This is a genomic window from Pseudomonas sp. S2_E01, assembly GCF_054668365.1.
On record NZ_CP162762.1, the window covers coordinates 4935497 to 4954776 of the forward strand.

Here is a 19280-nt window from a genome sequence, read left to right on the forward strand (position 1 = left end):
GACGGGGCTTTCAGCCATTTTTTTGGCGCCGGAACTGCGTCTTTACCCCGCCACAGAAGCCCCTTCTTCCAGCGCCAGCATCAAACCACTCAGTCGCTTGACCTTGCGCTGCACGGCCTCCTCAAATACGCCCTTACGCGGTTCGATCAGGGTGAACCAATGCTTGGCCCGGGTGATGCCGGTGTAGATCAGTTCCTTGGTCAGCACCGGGTTCAGGGCGTCAGGCAAAATCAGCGCGGTGTGGGCGAACTCGGAGCCTTGCGACTTGTGCACCGTCATGGCGTACACCGTTTCGACATCATTCAGTCGGCTCGGCAGGACAAAACGCACGCCGCCCTGACCATCGTTGCGCGGGAATGCCACGCGCAATACATGACGCCCCGCTTGTGGGCCGTCACGCTCAGGCAGTTTGAGGGCGATGCCAATGTCACCATTCATCAGACCCAGGCCATAGTCGTTGCGGGTCATCAACACTGGCCGACCTTCGTACCATTGCTGATGACCGTCGATCAGCCGCGCCTTGAGCAGCGCGTCAGTCACGCGCTGATTGAGGCCCTCCACTCCCCAGGGCCCCTTGCGCACCGCGCACAGGAGCTGGAAGGCATCGAAGGCTTGCAGCACATCGCGCGCCCACTCGATCCACCGCGCATCGTCGAGGGGGCTATCGAGTGCGGGGCGTCGGTCGTGCAACACATTTAGATAATGCCGATACCCTTGCGGGCCTTCGCCATGCCCCTCAAGCAACAAGCGCTCCAGCGCCCGATCCTGCTCTCCCTTCAACGGCAGGGAAAACACATCGTCATGGCTGCGCGCCGCCAGCAATGTGCGCGCTTCTTCAGGCTGTTGCTGGTTGACCCTGCGCGCCAGCAAGCCGATACCGCTGCCCTCCCCGAACCGTCGCGAGTGGCGCAGCATCACTACCTGTTGCGCCAGCGGGTGCGCACCTTGGGTGTCTTCCTGCAAACCGCTGTTTTCCAGGTGTTCGCCGCTGACCGATTGCAGCCACTGCCGCGTCTGCGGGCTGTACCAGCCGGCTTCGGCGTCGCGGCATAAATCACCCAGCACGGCACCAGCTTCCACTGACGCCAGTTGATCCTTGTCACCCAGCAGTACCAGCCGGGCATGGTCCGGCATGGCATCGAGCAGGTTGGCCATCATTTCGAGGTCGATCATCGAGGCTTCGTCCACCACCAGCACATCCAGCGGCAGACGATTGCCGGCGTTGTGTCGGAAATGTCGAGTGCCGGGGCGACTACCCAGCAGGCGGTGCACGGTGGTGACGTCCGATGGAATTTTTTCCCGCACGGCCTCTGCAACTTCCAGCGACCGAACCTGCTGGCTGATGGACTCCGTCAACCGCGCCGCCGCTTTACCGGTCGGCGCGGCAAGACGGATGCGCAGCGGATTGCCAGCTTCCACCGCCGGCGCCTGGAGCAAGGCCAACAGGCGCACGACGGTGGTGGTCTTGCCGGTTCCGGGACCACCCGTGACGATGCTGAACGCGCTGCGGGTGGCCAAGGCACAGGCGAGTTTTTGCCAGTCGATCGGCTGATCGGCACTGGCCTGGCCAAACAGGCCCGTGAGACGTTGCGGCAGGTCAGCAGGTGTCGACTCGTGCTCCGCCAGGCGCAAGCGCAGCGCGTTATCGATACGTCGTTCGTAGGCCCAGTAGCGCCGCAGGTACAAGCGTTTTCCAGACAACACCAATGGTCGTTGCTGCGCCGTTTCGCTGTCATCGGCGGACAAGGCGACCAGGCGACTGGAGGCCAGGACCTTGCACCAGTGGGCGCCGTCGAGGCTCGCCAGCAACTGCGAGGGCAACAGCATCGCGCCGCCTTGCACGTCACCTTCCGGGGGTAACGAGAGGGCGAAGTCCGGCTCCTTGAGCGTTTCGAACAGGTCCAGGCAAACGTGTCCGTGACCCAGTTGATGGCTGGTCAGCGCCGCCGCCAGCAGCACCAGTGGATCGTCCTCCGGGGCGAGTTCATGCAGGAAGGCGACGAAGGCCTTGTCCAGCGCGCGCAACCAGCCGCGTTCGACCCAACGCGTGAGCAACAGCAGCAAATCATCGGCGCGACTCAGGGGTGCCAGGCTGGCCAGGCTTTCAGCGGCCAGGGGCATCGGCAGCAGATCGGCGAAGGTGCGACTCATAGCAGTTCTCCCTGCTCCCAGGCCGGTTCGGCCTTGGGTTCCGGTTTGCCCTGGAACAACCGGTCCAGACGTTCGATCAAGGCTTTGGGCGGCCGGGCGAAGTACACGCCTTGCGAAGCCGCACGGGTGCCGCGCAGAAACAGATACAACGCGCCGCCGACATGCCGGTCGTAATCGTAATCGGCAAGTCGAGCCTTCAGTTGGCGATGCAACGCCAACAGATAGAGCACGTATTGAAGGTCGTAGCGATTGTCGAGAATCGACTGTTCCATGGCTTGCTCGGTGTACGCCGCGTCATCGACGCCTAGCCAGTTGGACTTGTAATCGGCCACGTAGTAACGACCGTCGTGTTCGAATGTCAGGTCGATGAAGCCCTTGAACATGCCGTTGAGCAGCACCGGCTCAGCAGCGACACGGGCGACACCGTTGTGAGTGTACTGACGCACCAGTTCATCGAGTTTGAGTACATCGACCCTGTGGCTGGCGAACCAGAACTCCATCTCCACCCGGTACTGTCGCAACTGCGCAAGTATCACAGGGGGCTGACCGACGCCCACAGGCAATGGCGACTTGAGCACGTGCTGCAACCAGTCACTCAGCGTGGTGATCCAGCCTTCCCAGCCACGGCGATTGCAACGCCGGGCAATGGCGTCTTCCACCTCTTGCGGCGTGGCGGCGAAGCCTTCATCACCCGCCCATTCGAGCAGGCCATGAAGAAAGGTGCCGGGGTTCGGACCACGCGGGAAGCGATGGATATCGGCACCGCCCGTCACCATCTCACGCGGTGCTTCGGGATCGAGACGCTCATCATCGAACAGTTTTTGTGCCTGTGGGCTTTCCGGGGCTTCGCCCGCGCTCAGGCTATCGCCGATGCGCAGGGCACTGTAGGAGGCGATCCACCAGTTCTCGCTGGCCTTGCGCGTGGGGATCAGGGCCGGGAGCAAGGTGGCCACGTTTTGCGGCGGCTGGTAATGCTCGTCAGTCGGCTCGGGCATCTGGCCGTAGTGCAACGCCGGGCAGTCCTGCTGCAAGTCGTCCAACCAGCGCTGCAACCCGGACGATTCCGCCAGGGGCGCACCACCGCCCAACAGATAACCCAGGGCCGACAGGTGCAACACCGAGCTGTTGTTATTGCCGCGCTTGAGGTCGGTCACACCGAGCCAGCACGCATGCTGGGCACGGGTCAGGGCGACGTAAAGCAAACGCAGGTCCTCGGCCAGCCGTTCATCATCCGCGAGGGCGATCAATGCAGGCGTGGGCTTCAGGCTGACCTGGGCATCGCCCGCTTCATCGTGGTAATGCAGGGGCAAACGGCTGCCATCGACAGGTTTTGTCGAACACACGAACGGCAGGAACACCAGCGGATACTCCAGGCCCTTGGATTTGTGAATGGTCACGACCTTGACCAGTTGCTCGTCGCTCTCCAGGCGCAGGATCTGCTCTTCGCCCGCCTGGCCGGACAACGCCAGGTGCTCGGACAAATGGCGAATCAACGCCTGCTCCCCATCGAGTTCAGCGGCGGCCTGCTGCAACAACTCGGACAGGTGCAACAGGTTGGTCAGCACCCGCTCGCCGTCATGGCGCGCGATCAAGGCTTGAGGCAGTTGGAAGTCATGCAGCAAACGTCGCAGCATCGGCAACACACCCTGCTTGCGCCATAGCTCACGGTAACCACGGAACTGCATGACCCGCGTTTCCCAGGCCAGCTCATCCTGATTCAAACGCTCCAGCTCGGCCAGCGACAGATTCAAGGTGAGACTGGCCAGTGCCGCTCGCAGCGGACGCTCGACATCCGGTTCCGCGCAGGCCTTGAGCCAGGTCAGCAGGTCGTGGGCTTCCTGGGCGGCGAACACCGAGTCCTTGTCGGAAAGGTAAACGCTGCGCACGCCCCGGGCTGACAGTTCGGCACGGATGGCCTGGGCCTCGTTGCCGTCGCGTACCAGGATCGCGATGTCCGCCGGCAACAGGCCTTTGAACGCTTTGCCGTCCTGGACGAATCCCGCCGTGCCTTGTTGCCCGCCGTTGAGCAACGCGGTGATACGACTGGCGCACGCGGCGGCGAGTTGCTGGCGATAGACCGCGCCCGACAGTGGTTGATCGGCCGACAGATGCCAGATGTTCAGCGCGGGCACGACCTGTCCATCGATGCTCAAGGCTTCCTTGCGTCCCTGGGACGCCACCGACAAAAACGGCACCGGGTTCTCGCCGCCCTGCTCACGAAACAGGAACGCGCCGCGCCCGGTCTCCCGCGACTCCGCGCGTTCAAACACATGGTTGACCGCCCCGACCATGCCATGACTGGAGCGGAAGTTGGTACCCAGGGTGTGCAGTCGCCCGGCGGTCGCCTGACGGGCACGAAGGTAGGTGTAGATGTCGGCGCCACGGAAGGCGTAGATCGCCTGCTTGGGGTCGCCGATCAGGAACAGACCGCATTCGGGGTTATTGTCCTCGATGCGATAAATGCTTTCGAAGATCCGGTACTGCACCGGGTCGGTGTCCTGGAACTCATCGATCAACGCCACCGGAAATTGCTCGCGAATCAGGGTCGCCAGACGCTCGCCGCCGTCGGCTTGCAGCGCAGCATCGAGGCGCAGCAACATGTCGTCGAAACCCATTTCCGCCCGGCGACGCTTCTCGGCCTCGAACCGTGCACTCACCCAACGGGCAGCGTGTTGCAGAACAGCGGCATCGGGTGTGGGCAAGGCATCCAGGCTGGCCTTGAGACCCGCCATGGCATCCAGCCCCGGATGGCCAGGCGCCGCACCCGTCTTCCAGGCCTCGGCCATGCCATCGGGCGTCAGGCGGGTGAAGCCCGTGCCGATGTCCAGTTGCTCTAGCGCTTCGTCTTCCGCCCAGGCCTTCAGTTTCTCGAACCAAGGCTCGAAGTAACGCGCCTGCATCTTGCGACCGTCGACACTTTTGCTCGCCACCCCTTCATGGCAGATGGCGAGCAACTCGTCCGCCCATTGGCGCCAGGGGCTTTTCAGATCGACCAGGGCAGCGCGCCGCTCGTGCAGGCACTCGACGATCAGATCGGCGGGGGCCATGCCTTCTTCGCCATCCCGTGCAGTGGCGAACAGACCACGCACGCGCGGCAACAACGCGGCCGGACCGCCCAGGTTACTGCGCACCCAGTCCAGTGCATCGCCTTGCATCGGGTAGCAGAACAGACGCCAGTAATCGCGCAGGACCTCGCCCAGCAAATCGCTGTGATCGGTTTCCAGGGTCTGGGTAAACAGGCTGCCGCTGTCGAAGGCGTGCTCGCGCAACATGCGCTGGCACCAACTGTGAATCGTCGAAACGGCCGCTTCATCCATCCATTGCGCGGCGATGTCCAGCCGGTTCGCGCAGCCGGGCCATTGTTCAGGCGTGTACTGCTCACGTAACTCGGCAATCAGCGCATCGGGCGACGGTGTCTCATCGCGGAAAAACCGCGCGGCCTCAGCCAGACGCGTACGAATGCGTTCGCGCAGCTCCTTGGTCGCGGCATCAGTGAAGGTCACGACAAGGATTTGCGGCGGCAACAATTCACGCCCGTAACCGTTCGACTCGCCACCGTGACCGAGGACCAGGCGCAGGTACAACGCGGAAATGGTAAAGGTCTTGCCGGTGCCGGCGCTGGCTTCGATCAGTTGGCTGCCGCGCAGCGGGAACGCCAGGGCCAGCGGTGTCTGGGTGGTCATGCGCGCGCTTCCTCGCTGGTCAATGAACGCCAGGGAGCGTCAACGATGGGTTTATACAAAGCGGTGCACCAATCGGGAAACGTCTCGTCGGCGACCAACGCGTCGTAGTCGGCGAACTGGCGGCTGAGTGCCGGGCTTTCACGCCGCTCACCGTCAGTGGTCAATCCATCCCCTTCATAGGCTTTGCGGGCAGCGGCGTCGGCCTTGGCGGGATCGGTCTGACCGAGCCAGGCAAACGCCGTCTTCACCGCGACGGGAAGTGGCTGGCGCATGCCGGTCTGCCACGCCTGCAGCAAGTCGCCGAGCGTTCGCCAGGCCGCCTCCTGCTCCAGCGGCGGCAACAGCAGACTGTCGTCACTGGCCACCAACGCGGTGGTCATCGGCAGGCCACTGGCGCAGGCCACCAGGTGATTGACCCACGGACGAGTGAGGCGATGCCATTTTCGCGCCTTGATCGAGCCGATGCTGTTAGGGATCGTAGTGACCGACAATAGCCCACCATCAGCCCGCTGATGCAGGCCACTGAGCCAGCCCTCCAGGCGCAAATCCTGGAATTGGACATTGATCGGCAGTGCGCTGTTCAGAGGTGTCGGCCATAACGCCAGAAGCTGTTGATAGCGTTGCAACAGATCAGGCAGCGGCTCGATCAACTCACGTTGCAGGCGCTCGCCAAAACCGGCCATGGGCAACAGCCCACTGTTTTGCAGACGTTTGGCCTGGAACTCCAACACCTCGTCCGCCAGGTCGATTCGCGCCAGTGCGGCGCCGAGCAGGCTGTCGCTGAGGCTGTAGCGTTGCAACGCGTCAAGGACAAAGGGCTCCTCATCGGCCAGGGGTACTTCAGCGGCTTCGAAAAACACTTTCAGTCGCTGGCTGAAGAAATGTCGGACAGGGTTGCGCAGGAAGTCCTGTAACTGGCCGAGGCTCAGCGGCTCTTCCTGCACGAAAGGTGGCAGGATGCTGGCGTCGGCCATGGACTCGATGCCTTGGTGAAGCGCTTGCCATTCGTTCGCGTAACTGAACAGGTTGTCGCCCTCATGAAAGTAACGGGCGCTGAACGGTTGCAGCGGGTGCTCCTGGGTCATGGCCTCAAGCAGGTCTTCGCCGCCAGCATGCAATCGCCAGCCGCTGGCGAGGTGGTCACGCAGTTGACCGATCAACACCGAGGCGGGCCGCTCGCTGTTGTCGCGAATGCTGCGGCCGACCCAGCTGACGTACAGTTGATCGCGTGCCGACAGCAGGGCTTCGAGCAGCAGATAGCGATCATCTTCGCGACGGGAGCGGTCGCCGGGGCGGTAGTCACTGCCCATCAGGTCGAAGTCCAGTGGCGGTTGCGCACGCGGATAATCACCGTCGTTCATGCCCAGCAAGCACACCAGCTTGAAGGGGATTGCCCGCATTGGCATCAAGGTGCAAAAGTTCACCGCACCGGCGAGAAAACGCTGGGACAAACGCCCCTGATCGAGGCCGGCGAGCCAGGCTTCGCGGACGACGGTCAACGGCAGGTGATCGTTGAGGCCCACCGACTCACAGGTCTGCAGCCAGGTTTCGCGTAGCTCTTCGAGTTGGGTGAGCAGGTAGTCGTCATGCTCATTGCTGGCCAGGAAAAACAGTTGCATCAGGGCCTGCAATCGCTGGCTCCATTGAAGGGGAGCAGCGGGCTCGGACAGCTCCTGATGCGCCACCTCCAGTGCATCAAGCAAAGCCACCAAAGGACCGATGAGTGCCGCGTCCAGCCCACCAATTTCGTCATAGGGTTCGATCCCCTCGCAGGCACCGCCACTGCCCACCGCATAACCAAGCAGCATCCGCCGCAGGCCAAACCGCCAGCTGTTTTGCTCCAGCTCCTGAGGCAGGCCGAGGCCGGCACGTTGGTCGGCGTTCATGCCCCACCGAATGCCGGCGCCTTCGATCCAGCGATGCAGGGTGGGCAGGTCCCGTTCCTCGACCCCGAAGCGGGTGCGCAGGGCAGGAACGTCGAGCAGGTCAAGAATTTCGCTGACGGGGAATCGACTGTCGGGCAGCTTGAGCAGGTGTTCGACGGCAATCAGCAATGGATCACGACCGCGCTGGCCCTGGTCGGCGAGCGTGAACGGAATGAAGCGCGGGTCATTGCGATCGAGCTGGCCGAACACGGCCCGTATGTGGGGTGCATAGCTGTCGATTTCGGGAACCATCACGATGATGTCGCGTGGATTCAGGTCTTTGTCGGCACTGAAGCGTGCAAGCAACTGGTCGTGGAGGATTTCCACTTCGCGTTGGGCGCTGTGAGCAACATGGAAACGAATCGATTGATCGACTTTCAGGTCGACCGCTGGCCAGCGTTCTCGGGTTTCATTCAGGGGGCGCAATTCGAGAATGTCGTCCTGCAGTTGATTGAGCATGTTCAGTGGCTGGCCGTCACTGAACAGATCGATGCGCCCATCGCGGAACGCCGAACGGTAACTGTTGGGATCGTCGTAGCTGTCGAGCAGGTTGATGTAGTCGCGCCCTTGCTTACCCCAGGCAGCCAACAGCGGATGGGCATGCTGATGCAAAGTCTGGGAGTCCAGCACTACCGGCATGCCGCTCTTGCGCGCCTGACGCTTGTACTGATGACGCAGCAGGTCCTTGTCCGCGACGATGTCCGCCCAGTGGTGGCGGCACGGGTTATGGACGCACAACAGAACCTGACTGAAACGGGACAGCCCGGCGAGGGCTTCCAGTGCCTGGGCGGGCAATGAGGAAATTCCGAAAACGATCACTCGTGAAGGTAACCCGGCGGGGGCGGCGTCGAGGTTGTTGATACGTTCGATAAAGCGTTGATGGACACCCGCTCGGCTTTGCGACATGCCCTCCTCACCGACGTCCAGCAGCAGTGCACGCCACAGTTCAGCCTGCCAGCAGTTGGCGGGCGTCAGGGGCTTGGCTTCACCGCGTACGTTGCGCAATTGATGACGACCGTCAGCCCAGTCCTCCAGCCAGTCGGCACGGTAGACCTGATATTGGTCGAACAGGTCAGCCAGTCGCTCGGCCAGTTGGTAGCGTTTGCGCAGATCGGTGTCATGGGTCAGAAAGCGTTGCAGCGGTTCGAAGTGTGGTTGGTCGATCAACTGGGGGAGCAGGCGCATCAGGCGCCAGGTCAGCGGGGCTTTATCAAGCAGGGATTTGACCGGGATTTCGTCACGACCCAGGACCATGCGATAGAGCTGCCACATGAAGCTGCCCGGCAACTGCACGTCGATCGCGGCGGCGATACCGCAGCCGCCCATGTCGTCTTCTTCCGGGTCTTCTGCCAATGCCAGCTTCAGCCATTGGGCGATGCCGTTGCTCTGCACCAGGGCGATTTCATTTTCCAGGGGAGCCAGCGGGTAGCGGCGCATCCAGCTGACCACCAGACTGCGCAACTCGTCCAGGCGGTTGCCGTGAACCACCATAAAACCAGCACTGAGGGACGTCGCGTCCGGCATAAAGGCATCCTTGGAAAATTACAAAAGCCAGGGGCGAACCTTAGCATTGTCGGCTGATCGTGACAGCCGCAGCCGCCTGCCGTGGGTAGCGAAGCTTTTCTTGCGGGCAAAACAAAACCCCAACTGCTTTCGCAATTGGGGTTTCGGAATTTAATCTTGACGATGACCTACTCTCACATGGGGAAACCCCACACTACCATCGGCGATGCATCGTTTCACTGCTGAGTTCGGGATGGGATCAGGTGGTTCCAATGCTCTATGGTCGTCAAGAAATTCTTGAGCTGACGTGTCTTTCGACATTCCAGCGAATCGGGTATGTGATGGCTTTCGGTGCTTTGTGAGCTGCAAACTTTCGGTTCGTTTCGTCTTCACAACACCGCAATCTGGCCTTTCGACTCAAATTGCTTGGGTGTTATATGGTCAAGCCTCACGGGCAATTAGTATTGGTTAGCTCAACGCCTCACAGCGCTTACACACCCAACCTATCAACGTCGTAGTCTTCGACGGCCCTTCAGGGAACTCAAGGTTCCAGTGAGATCTCATCTTGAGGCAAGTTTCCCGCTTAGATGCTTTCAGCGGTTATCTTTCCCGAACATAGCTACCCGGCAATGCCACTGGCGTGACAACCGGAACACCAGAGGTTCGTCCACTCCGGTCCTCTCGTACTAGGAGCAGCCCCTCTCAAATCTCAAACGTCCACGGCAGATAGGGACCGAACTGTCTCACGACGTTCTAAACCCAGCTCGCGTACCACTTTAAATGGCGAACAGCCATACCCTTGGGACCGGCTTCAGCCCCAGGATGTGATGAGCCGACATCGAGGTGCCAAACACCGCCGTCGATATGAACTCTTGGGCGGTATCAGCCTGTTATCCCCGGAGTACCTTTTATCCGTTGAGCGATGGCCCTTCCATACAGAACCACCGGATCACTAAGACCTACTTTCGTACCTGCTCGACGTGTCTGTCTCGCAGTCAAGCGCGCTTTTGCCTTTATACTCTACGACCGATTTCCGACCGGTCTGAGCGCACCTTCGTACTCCTCCGTTACTCTTTAGGAGGAGACCGCCCCAGTCAAACTACCCACCATACACTGTCCTCGATCCGGATAACGGACCTGAGTTAGAACCTCAAAGTTGCCAGGGTGGTATTTCAAGGATGGCTCCACGCGAACTGGCGTCCACGCTTCAAAGCCTCCCACCTATCCTACACAAGCAAATTCAAAGTCCAGTGCAAAGCTATAGTAAAGGTTCACGGGGTCTTTCCGTCTAGCCGCGGATACACTGCATCTTCACAGCGATTTCAATTTCACTGAGTCTCGGGTGGAGACAGCGCCGCCATCGTTACGCCATTCGTGCAGGTCGGAACTTACCCGACAAGGAATTTCGCTACCTTAGGACCGTTATAGTTACGGCCGCCGTTTACCGGGGCTTCGATCAAGAGCTTCGCGTTAGCTAACCCCATCAATTAACCTTCCGGCACCGGGCAGGCGTCACACCCTATACGTCCACTTTCGTGTTTGCAGAGTGCTGTGTTTTTAATAAACAGTCGCAGCGGCCTGGTATCTTCGACCGGCATGGGCTTACGGAGCAAGTCCTTCACCCTCACCGGCGCACCTTCTCCCGAAGTTACGGTGCCATTTTGCCTAGTTCCTTCACCCGAGTTCTCTCAAGCGCCTTGGTATTCTCTACCCAACCACCTGTGTCGGTTTGGGGTACGGTTCCTGGTTACCTGAAGCTTAGAAGCTTTTCTTGGAAGCATGGCATCAACCACTTCGTGTTCTAAAAGAACACTCGTCATCAGCTCTCGGCCTTAGAATCCCGGATTTACCTAAGATTCCAGCCTACCACCTTAAACTTGGACAACCAACGCCAAGCTGGCCTAGCCTTCTCCGTCCCTCCATCGCAATAACCAGAAGTACAGGAATATTAACCTGTTTTCCATCGACTACGCTTTTCAGCCTCGCCTTAGGGACCGACTAACCCTGCGTCGATTAACGTTGCGCAGGAAACCTTGGTCTTTCGGCGTGGGTGTTTTTCACACCCATTGTCGTTACTCATGTCAGCATTCGCACTTCTGATACCTCCAGCAAGCTTCTCAACTCACCTTCACAGGCTTACAGAACGCTCCTCTACCGCATCATCCGAAGATGATACCCGTAGCTTCGGTGTATGGTTTGAGCCCCGTTACATCTTCCGCGCAGGCCGACTCGACTAGTGAGCTATTACGCTTTCTTTAAAGGGTGGCTGCTTCTAAGCCAACCTCCTAGCTGTCTAAGCCTTCCCACATCGTTTCCCACTTAACCATAACTTTGGGACCTTAGCTGACGGTCTGGGTTGTTTCCCTTTTCACGACGGACGTTAGCACCCGCCGTGTGTCTCCCATGCTCGGCACTTGTAGGTATTCGGAGTTTGCATCGGTTTGGTAAGTCGGGATGACCCCCTAGCCGAAACAGTGCTCTACCCCCTACAGTGATACATGAGGCGCTACCTAAATAGCTTTCGAGGAGAACCAGCTATCTCCGAGCTTGATTAGCCTTTCACTCCGATCCACAGGTCATCCGCTAACTTTTCAACGGTAGTCGGTTCGGTCCTCCAGTCAGTGTTACCTAACCTTCAACCTGCCCATGGATAGATCGCCCGGTTTCGGGTCTATACCCAGCGACTAAACGCCCTATTAAGACTCGCTTTCGCTACGCCTCCCCTATTCGGTTAAGCTCGCCACTGAATATAAGTCGCTGACCCATTATACAAAAGGTACGCAGTCACAGAACAAAGTCTGCTCCCACTGCTTGTACGCATACGGTTTCAGGATCTATTTCACTCCCCTCTCCGGGGTTCTTTTCGCCTTTCCCTCACGGTACTAGTTCACTATCGGTCAGTCAGTAGTATTTAGCCTTGGAGGATGGTCCCCCCATATTCAGACAAAGTTTCTCGTGCTCCGTCCTACTCGATTTCATGACTAAGAGACTTTCGCGTACAGGGCTATCACCCACTATGGCCGCACTTTCCAGAGCGTTCCGCTAATCTCAAAGCCACTTAAGGGCTAGTCCCCGTTCGCTCGCCACTACTAAGGGAATCTCGGTTGATTTCTTTTCCTCAGGGTACTTAGATGTTTCAGTTCCCCTGGTTCGCCTCTTAAGCCTATGTATTCAGCTTAAGATAACCATCTTATGATGGCTGGGTTCCCCCATTCAGACATCTCCGGATCAAAGTCTGTTTGCCGACTCCCCGAAGCTTTTCGCAGGCTACCACGTCTTTCATCGCCTCTGACTGCCAAGGCATCCACCGTATGCGCTTCTTCACTTGACCATATAACCCCAAGCAATCTGGTTATACTGTGAAGACGACATTCGCCGAAAATTCGCAAAACTCTTAAGAGTCACTCACAAATTTTACCTTAGCCTGATCCGTTACCAGTGAAAGTAACGTCCAGTCTATCTTTCTATCACATACCCAAATTTTTAAAGAACGATCTAATCAAAGACTAGAAATCAATATTCACAACGGAATATTCATTTCTAAACTCTAACAAGTAGAAGCAGTTAATGGTGGAGCCAAGCGGGATCGAACCGCTGACCTCCTGCGTGCAAGGCAGGCGCTCTCCCAGCTGAGCTATGGCCCCATAACAAAATTGGTGGGTCTGGGCAGATTCGAACTGCCGACCTCACCCTTATCAGGGGTGCGCTCTAACCAACTGAGCTACAGACCCAATTTTGATGCTTAGCGCAATCAAACTTGAAGCTTGCAGCTTTAAGCTTGGAGCTGCTTCTAATCGTCTTCTTCAATGAATCAAGCAATTCGTGTGGGAGCTCATGGAGCAGCTGAGTCGTCGATTAAGGAGGTGATCCAGCCGCAGGTTCCCCTACGGCTACCTTGTTACGACTTCACCCCAGTCATGAATCACACCGTGGTAACCGTCCTCCCGAAGGTTAGACTAGCTACTTCTGGTGCAACCCACTCCCATGGTGTGACGGGCGGTGTGTACAAGGCCCGGGAACGTATTCACCGCGACATTCTGATTCGCGATTACTAGCGATTCCGACTTCACGCAGTCGAGTTGCAGACTGCGATCCGGACTACGATCGGTTTTGTGGGATTAGCTCCACCTCGCGGCTTGGCAACCCTCTGTACCGACCATTGTAGCACGTGTGTAGCCCAGGCCGTAAGGGCCATGATGACTTGACGTCATCCCCACCTTCCTCCGGTTTGTCACCGGCAGTCTCCTTAGAGTGCCCACCATAACGTGCTGGTAACTAAGGACAAGGGTTGCGCTCGTTACGGGACTTAACCCAACATCTCACGACACGAGCTGACGACAGCCATGCAGCACCTGTCTCAATGCTCCCGAAGGCACCAATCCATCTCTGGAAAGCTCATTGGATGTCAAGGCCTGGTAAGGTTCTTCGCGTTGCTTCGAATTAAACCACATGCTCCACCGCTTGTGCGGGCCCCCGTCAATTCATTTGAGTTTTAACCTTGCGGCCGTACTCCCCAGGCGGTCAACTTAATGCGTTAGCTGCGCCACTAAAGACTCAAGGTCCCCAACGGCTAGTTGACATCGTTTACGGCGTGGACTACCAGGGTATCTAATCCTGTTTGCTCCCCACGCTTTCGCACCTCAGTGTCAGTATCAGTCCAGGTGGTCGCCTTCGCCACTGGTGTTCCTTCCTATATCTACGCATTTCACCGCTACACAGGAAATTCCACCACCCTCTACCATACTCTAGCTTGTCAGTTTTGAATGCAGTTCCCAGGTTGAGCCCGGGGCTTTCACATCCAACTTAACAAACCACCTACGCGCGCTTTACGCCCAGTAATTCCGATTAACGCTTGCACCCTCTGTATTACCGCGGCTGCTGGCACAGAGTTAGCCGGTGCTTATTCTGTCGGTAACGTCAAAATTGCAGAGTATTAATCTACAACCCTTCCTCCCAACTTAAAGTGCTTTACAATCCGAAGACCTTCTTCACACACGCGGCATGGCTGGATCAGGCTTTCGCCCATTGTCCAATATTCCCCACTGCTGCCTCCCGTAGGAGTCTGGACCGTGTCTCAGTTCCAGTGTGACTGATCATCCTCTCAGACCAGTTACGGATCGTCGCCTTGGTGAGCCATTACCTCACCAACTAGCTAATCCGACCTAGGCTCATCTGATAGCGCAAGGCCCGAAGGTCCCCTGCTTTCTCCCGTAGGACGTATGCGGTATTAGCGTCCGTTTCCGGACGTTATCCCCCACTACCAGGCAGATTCCTAGGCATTACTCACCCGTCCGCCGCTCTCAAGAGAAGCAAGCTTCTCTCTACCGCTCGACTTGCATGTGTTAGGCCTGCCGCCAGCGTTCAATCTGAGCCATGATCAAACTCTTCAGTTCAAACATCTTTGGGTTTTGAGAAAACCCTAAACTTGGCTCAGCAATCGTTGGTTACATCTTTGATTTCTCGCGGAGTAACTTGTGATGCTGATAATCTGTTGACTAGCAGTCTGACTCCACAAGCACCCACACGAATTGCTTGATTCAGTTGTTAAAGAGCGGTTGGTTAAGAGCTTTCGTCTCAACCGAGGCGCGCATTCTACAGCGCCTGGTGCATCTGTCAAGCGGTTATTTTAAGAAGTTTTCAAAGTTTCCTCTGCAACTTCAACCACTTGCGCTTCCGATCTCTCGTCAGCGGGAGGCGAATTCTACAGCGTTACACGCTGCTGTCAACACCTCTTTTTCACCGCTTTCGACCGAGAAGATCGAACCGCCTATCAAGCGACAACTTCCTGCCTGACCGACTCCTTCCAGGCTTCGATGATCTGAAGCTGAACACTGCCGAAAACCGCGTAACTCGTTGTTTACCAAGGAGTTTTCCGTTTCGACTGCGCCGGAAGTGGGGCGAATTATAGACGTCCAGAATCTGCCGTCAACACCTATTTTCATATTTCTGTCATATGGGTCAAAAAAGCCCCCAAAAACAAGAAAGCCGAGCCCCAAGGGGCTCGGCTTTCTTCCCTTCTACTTACAAGCTAGGGAAAGCGAACTGCGATGCTTCATGGCTTGCACGCTGTGGCCAGCGCTGGGTGATGGCTTTGCGACGGGTGTAGAAACGCACACCATCAGGACCGTAGGCATGCAGATCGCCAAACAGCGAACGCTTCCAACCGCCGAAGCTGTGATAAGCCACCGGCACCGGCAATGGCACGTTGACGCCGACCATGCCGACCTCGATCTCATCACAGAACAACCGCGCCGCTTCACCGTCACGGGTGAAGATGCAGGTGCCGTTGCCATATTCGTGATCGTTGATCAGTTGCATGGCCTCTTCCAGGCTGTTCACGCGAACCACGCACAACACCGGCCCGAAGATCTCTTCTTTATAGATGCGCATTTCTGGAGTGACGTTATCGAACAGGCAGCCACCCAGGAAAAAACCTTCTTCATGGCCGGCCACGGTCAGGCCACGACCATCGACCACCAGTTTCGCACCGCTGGCTACACCGTCTTCCACATAGCCGCTGACTTTGTCGCGAGCCTGACCGGTAACCAGAGGCCCCATGTCCAGACCGCAGTTAGTGCCCGCACCGATCTTCAGCGCCTTGATCTGCGGCACCAATTTAGCCACCAGCGCGTCGGCCACCTGGTCGCCCACACATACGGCCACCGAGATCGCCATGCAACGCTCGCCGCAGGAGCCGTACGCCGCCCCCATCAATGCGCTGACCGCGTTATCCAGATCCGCATCCGGCATCAGCACCGCATGGTTCTTCGCCCCACCCAACGCCTGGACACGCTTGCCGCGCTTGGTGCCCTCGGAATAGATGTACTCGGCAATCGGTGTCGAGCCGACAAAGCTCAGCGCCTTGACTTCCGGTGCTTCGATCAACGCATCCACGGCGGCCTTGTCGCCATGCACCACGCTCAGCACACCTTTGGGCAAGCCCGCTTCCAGCAGGAGTTGCGCGATCAGCAGTGTCGAACTTGGATCACGCTCGGATGGCTTGAGGATGAAGCAGTTACCGCAGACGATCGCCAGCGGGTACATCCACAGCGGCACCATCGCCGGGAAGTTGAACGGCGTAATACCGGCCACCACGCCCAACGGTTGGAAATCCGACCAGGCATCGATGTTCGGACCCACATTGCGGCTGTACTCACCCTTGAGGATTTCCGGTGCCGCACAGGCGAACTCGACGTTCTCGATACCGCGCTTCAGTTCACCCGCCGCATCTTCCAGCGTCTTGCCGTGCTCTTCGCTGATCAGTTGAGCGATACGCGCCTCGTTCTGTTCCAGCAATTGCTTGAACCGGAACATCACCTGAGCACGCTTGGCTGCCGGCGTGTTGCGCCAGGCTGGAAACGCAGCCTTGGCCGAATCGATGGCTTTCTGAATGGTTTCACGGCTGGCCAACGGCAGCTTGTGGATCGCCTTGCCGGTGGAGGGGTTGAACACGTCGGTCGAGCGACCGTCTTCGGTGACCAGTTCGCCATTGATCAAATGCGGGATAACGCTCATGCGGGGCTCCTGAAAAGTTGTTCACAGGCGCCCCGTCGCGGGGCGCCATATATAGAAGGGAGAATCAATCGATCTTGTTCAGCACTTCGCCGACCGCATCGAACAGGCGATCGAGGTCCTGCGGCTTGCTGTTGAAGGTTGGGCCAAATTGCAGGGTGTCCCCACCGAAGCGTACGTAGAAGCCCGCTTTCCACAGCGCCATGCCCGCTTCGAACGGACGCACGATGGCGTCGCCGTCACGAGGCGCGATCTGGATTGCGCCGGCCAGGCCAAAGTTACGAATGTCGATGATGTTTTTCGACCCCTTCAAGCCATGCAGTGCTTGTTCGAAATGCGGCGCGACTTCGGCCACGCTCTGCACCAGGTTTTCCTTTTGCAGCAGATCCAGGGCTGCAAGACCTGCAGCACAAGCCACCGGGTGCGCGGAATAGGTGTAGCCGTGCGGGAATTCCACCGCGTACTCAGGCGTCGCCTGGTTCATGAAAGTCTGGTAGATCTCGGTGCTGGCAATCACCGCGCCCATCGGTATCGCGCCGTTGGTGACTTGCTTGGCGATGCACATCAAATCGGGGGTCACACCAAAAGTGGTGGCGCCGAACATGGTGCCGGTACGACCGAAACCGGTGATCACTTCATCGAACACCAGCAGGATATTGTGCTGATCGCAGATCTCACGCAGGCGCTTGAGGTAACCCTCTGGCGGAACCAGCACACCAGCAGAACCGGCCATTGGCTCGACGAATACGGCGGCAATGTTCGATGCGTCATGCAGTTCGATCAGTTTGAGCAGTTCATCCGCCAGGGCAATGCCGCCCTCTTTTGGCATGCCACGTGAATACGCATTGCTCGCCAGCAGGGTGTGCGGCAGGTGGTCGACGTCCATCATCGCCTGACCAAACAGCTTGCGGTTGCCGTTGACACCGCCAAGGCTGGTGCCGGCAATGTTCACACCATGGTAACCACGGGCACGGCCGATCATCTTGGTCTTGGTCGACTGGCCTTTCAGACGCCAGTAGGCGCGGACCATTTTCACCGCCGTATCCGCGCATTCGGAACCCGAATCAGTGAAGAACACATGATTGAGGTTACCTGGCGTCAGGTCGGTGATTTTCTCGGCCAATTGGAACGACAGCGGGTGGCCGTACTGGAAGCCCGGCGAATAATCGAGGGTGCCCAGTTGCTTGGCCACCGCGTCCTGGATTTCCTTGCGGGTATGCCCGGCGCCGCAGGTCCACAGACCGGACAGGGAGTCGTAGACCTTGCGCCCCTTGTCGTCCACCAACCAACTGCCTTCTGCCCCCACGATCAGTCGCGGATCACGCTGGAAATTGCGGTTGGCGGTGTATGGCATCCAGTGAGCATCAAGCTTGAGCTGGCTGGCCAGGGCAGTCGGTGCATTTTCAGGCAGATTCATGGGCAAAACCTCAAAGGGCGATAAGCGGCATGGAGATGAACAGCGTTCTTGCAGCTAAATTGCCACGAGGATAAAGTCGGTGAAATCCAACTTTTGTAATGTTCAGTCTGCCCCTCACTAAACTTTGAGCACACAGCGCATGAGTAGCCGCCGTCCCGATCCGCTGGCACAAGTCAGCGACTTTGATATCCGCCTGTTGCGCATCTTCCGCAGCGTGGTGGAGTGCGGAGGTTTCTCGGCAGCAGAAACGGTGCTGGGCATCGGGCGCTCGGCGATCAGCCAGCAAATGAGCGACCTCGAACAGCGCCTCGGCCTGCGCCTTTGCCAACGCGGTCGCGCTGGATTTTCCCTGACAGAGGAAGGTCGCGAGGTTTACCAGTCGGCGTTGCAGCTATTAAGCGCGCTGGAAAGTTTCCGCACCGAGGTCAACGGCCTGCATCAACACTTGCGCGGCGAATTGATCATCGGCCTGACCGACAACCTCGTCACCCTGCCCCACATGCGCATCACCCACGCATTGGCACAATTGAAGGAGCGTGGGCCGGACGTGCAGATTCAGATCCGCATGATCGCCCCCAACGAGGTCGAACAGGGCGTGCTCGACGGCCGCCTGCACGTGGGCGTGGTGCCACAGGCGAGCGCGCTGTCCGGTCTCGAGTATCAACCGCTCTACAGTGAACGCTCGCTGCTGTACTGCGCGGTGGGACATCCATTGTTTTACGTCGACGACAAGCAACTGGACGACGAGCGCCTCAATAGTCAGGACGCAATCGCTCCGACGTTCCGCTTGCCGGCAGAAATCCAGGCGCATTACCAGGCGCTCAATTGCACGGCCAGCGCTTCGGACCGCGAAGGCATGGCGTTCCTGATCCTGACCGGCCGCTACATCGGCTATCTGCCGGACCACTACGCCGGCCTCTGGGTGCAACAAGGTCGCCTGCGAGCACTGAAACCCAAAGCTCGTTTCTATGATCTGAGCCTGGCCTCGGTAACCCGAAAAGGCCGACGCGCGCACCTGGTACTGGAAAGTTTCCTGGAAAGCCTGGCGGCCACACGCTGATCCGCACGGGTTTTATTGCATCAAGACTT

At 58.4% G+C, this 19280-nt stretch carries 6 protein-coding genes, 2 tRNA genes and 3 rRNA genes; 1 reads left to right on the forward strand and 10 read right to left on the reverse strand.

Annotated features, from left to right (window positions below; all coding sequences use genetic code 11):
* Positions 1-42: 42 nt before the first annotated feature.
* The 10 genes from recD to aptA all read right to left on the reverse strand — a co-directional run bounded on the left by recD (position 43) and on the right by aptA (position 18191).
* Complete coding sequence (recD, locus tag AB4O36_RS22930) at positions 43-2151, reverse strand: exodeoxyribonuclease V subunit alpha (RefSeq protein ID WP_460140347.1); 2109 nt, start codon at positions 2149-2151, stop codon at positions 43-45.
* Complete coding sequence (gene recB / locus AB4O36_RS22935) at positions 2148-5834, reverse strand: exodeoxyribonuclease V subunit beta (RefSeq protein ID WP_460140348.1); 3687 nt, start codon at positions 5832-5834, stop codon at positions 2148-2150. The genes recD and recB overlap by 4 nt, the downstream gene beginning before the upstream one ends.
* Complete coding sequence (recC, locus tag AB4O36_RS22940) at positions 5831-9283, reverse strand: exodeoxyribonuclease V subunit gamma (RefSeq protein ID WP_460140349.1); 3453 nt, start codon at positions 9281-9283, stop codon at positions 5831-5833. The genes recB and recC overlap by 4 nt, the downstream gene beginning before the upstream one ends.
* Positions 9284-9437: 154 nt before the next feature.
* A 5S ribosomal RNA gene (rrf, locus tag AB4O36_RS22945) occupies positions 9438-9553 on the reverse strand.
* Between the two features lie 146 nt (positions 9554-9699).
* Positions 9700-12593 (reverse strand): 23S ribosomal RNA (locus AB4O36_RS22950).
* Positions 12594-12830: 237 nt separating this feature from the next.
* Positions 12831-12906: transfer RNA gene (locus AB4O36_RS22955), tRNA-Ala, on the reverse strand.
* A 10-nt stretch (positions 12907-12916) separates the two neighbouring features.
* Positions 12917-12993, reverse strand: a tRNA-Ile gene (locus AB4O36_RS22960).
* Between the two features lie 125 nt (positions 12994-13118).
* Positions 13119-14655 (reverse strand): 16S ribosomal RNA (locus AB4O36_RS22965).
* Together the 16S, 23S and 5S rRNA genes with 2 tRNA genes alongside form the textbook arrangement of a ribosomal RNA operon.
* A gap of 628 nt (positions 14656-15283) precedes the next feature.
* Positions 15284-16777, reverse strand: coding sequence for a CoA-acylating methylmalonate-semialdehyde dehydrogenase (locus AB4O36_RS22970; RefSeq protein WP_460118365.1), 1494 nt, complete (start codon positions 16775-16777; stop codon positions 15284-15286).
* A gap of 64 nt (positions 16778-16841) precedes the next feature.
* Entirely contained in the window at positions 16842-18191 is a 1350-nt protein-coding gene (aptA, locus tag AB4O36_RS22975) for an omega-aminotransferase AptA (protein ID WP_460118367.1), read from the reverse strand.
* A gap of 139 nt (positions 18192-18330) precedes the next feature.
* On the opposite strand from aptA, the gene AB4O36_RS22980 reads away from it, so the two are divergent.
* Positions 18331-19251 carry a LysR family transcriptional regulator gene (locus tag AB4O36_RS22980; RefSeq protein ID WP_460118368.1) on the forward strand — a complete coding sequence of 307 codons (921 nt, stop codon included), beginning with the start codon at positions 18331-18333 and terminating at the stop codon, positions 19249-19251.
* Positions 19252-19280: the final 29 nt, after the last annotated feature.

Bases quoted from the DNA above. Each gene is read 5' to 3' on its own strand.
- AB4O36_RS22980 (WP_460118368.1), top strand. From the start codon at position 18,331: ATGAGTAGCCGCCGTCCCGATCCGCTGGCACAAGTCAGCGACTTTGAT.
- recB (WP_460140348.1), bottom strand. From the start codon at position 5,834: ATGACCACCCAGACACCGCTGGCCCTGGCGTTCCCGCTGCGCGGCAGC.
- AB4O36_RS22970 (WP_460118365.1), bottom strand. From the start codon at position 16,777: ATGAGCGTTATCCCGCATTTGATCAATGGCGAACTGGTCACCGAAGAC.
- aptA (WP_460118367.1), bottom strand. From the start codon at position 18,191: ATGAATCTGCCTGAAAATGCACCGACTGCCCTGGCCAGCCAGCTCAAG.
- recC (WP_460140349.1), bottom strand. From the start codon at position 9,283: ATGCCGGACGCGACGTCCCTCAGTGCTGGTTTTATGGTGGTTCACGGC.
- recD (WP_460140347.1), bottom strand. From the start codon at position 2,151: ATGAGTCGCACCTTCGCCGATCTGCTGCCGATGCCCCTGGCCGCTGAA.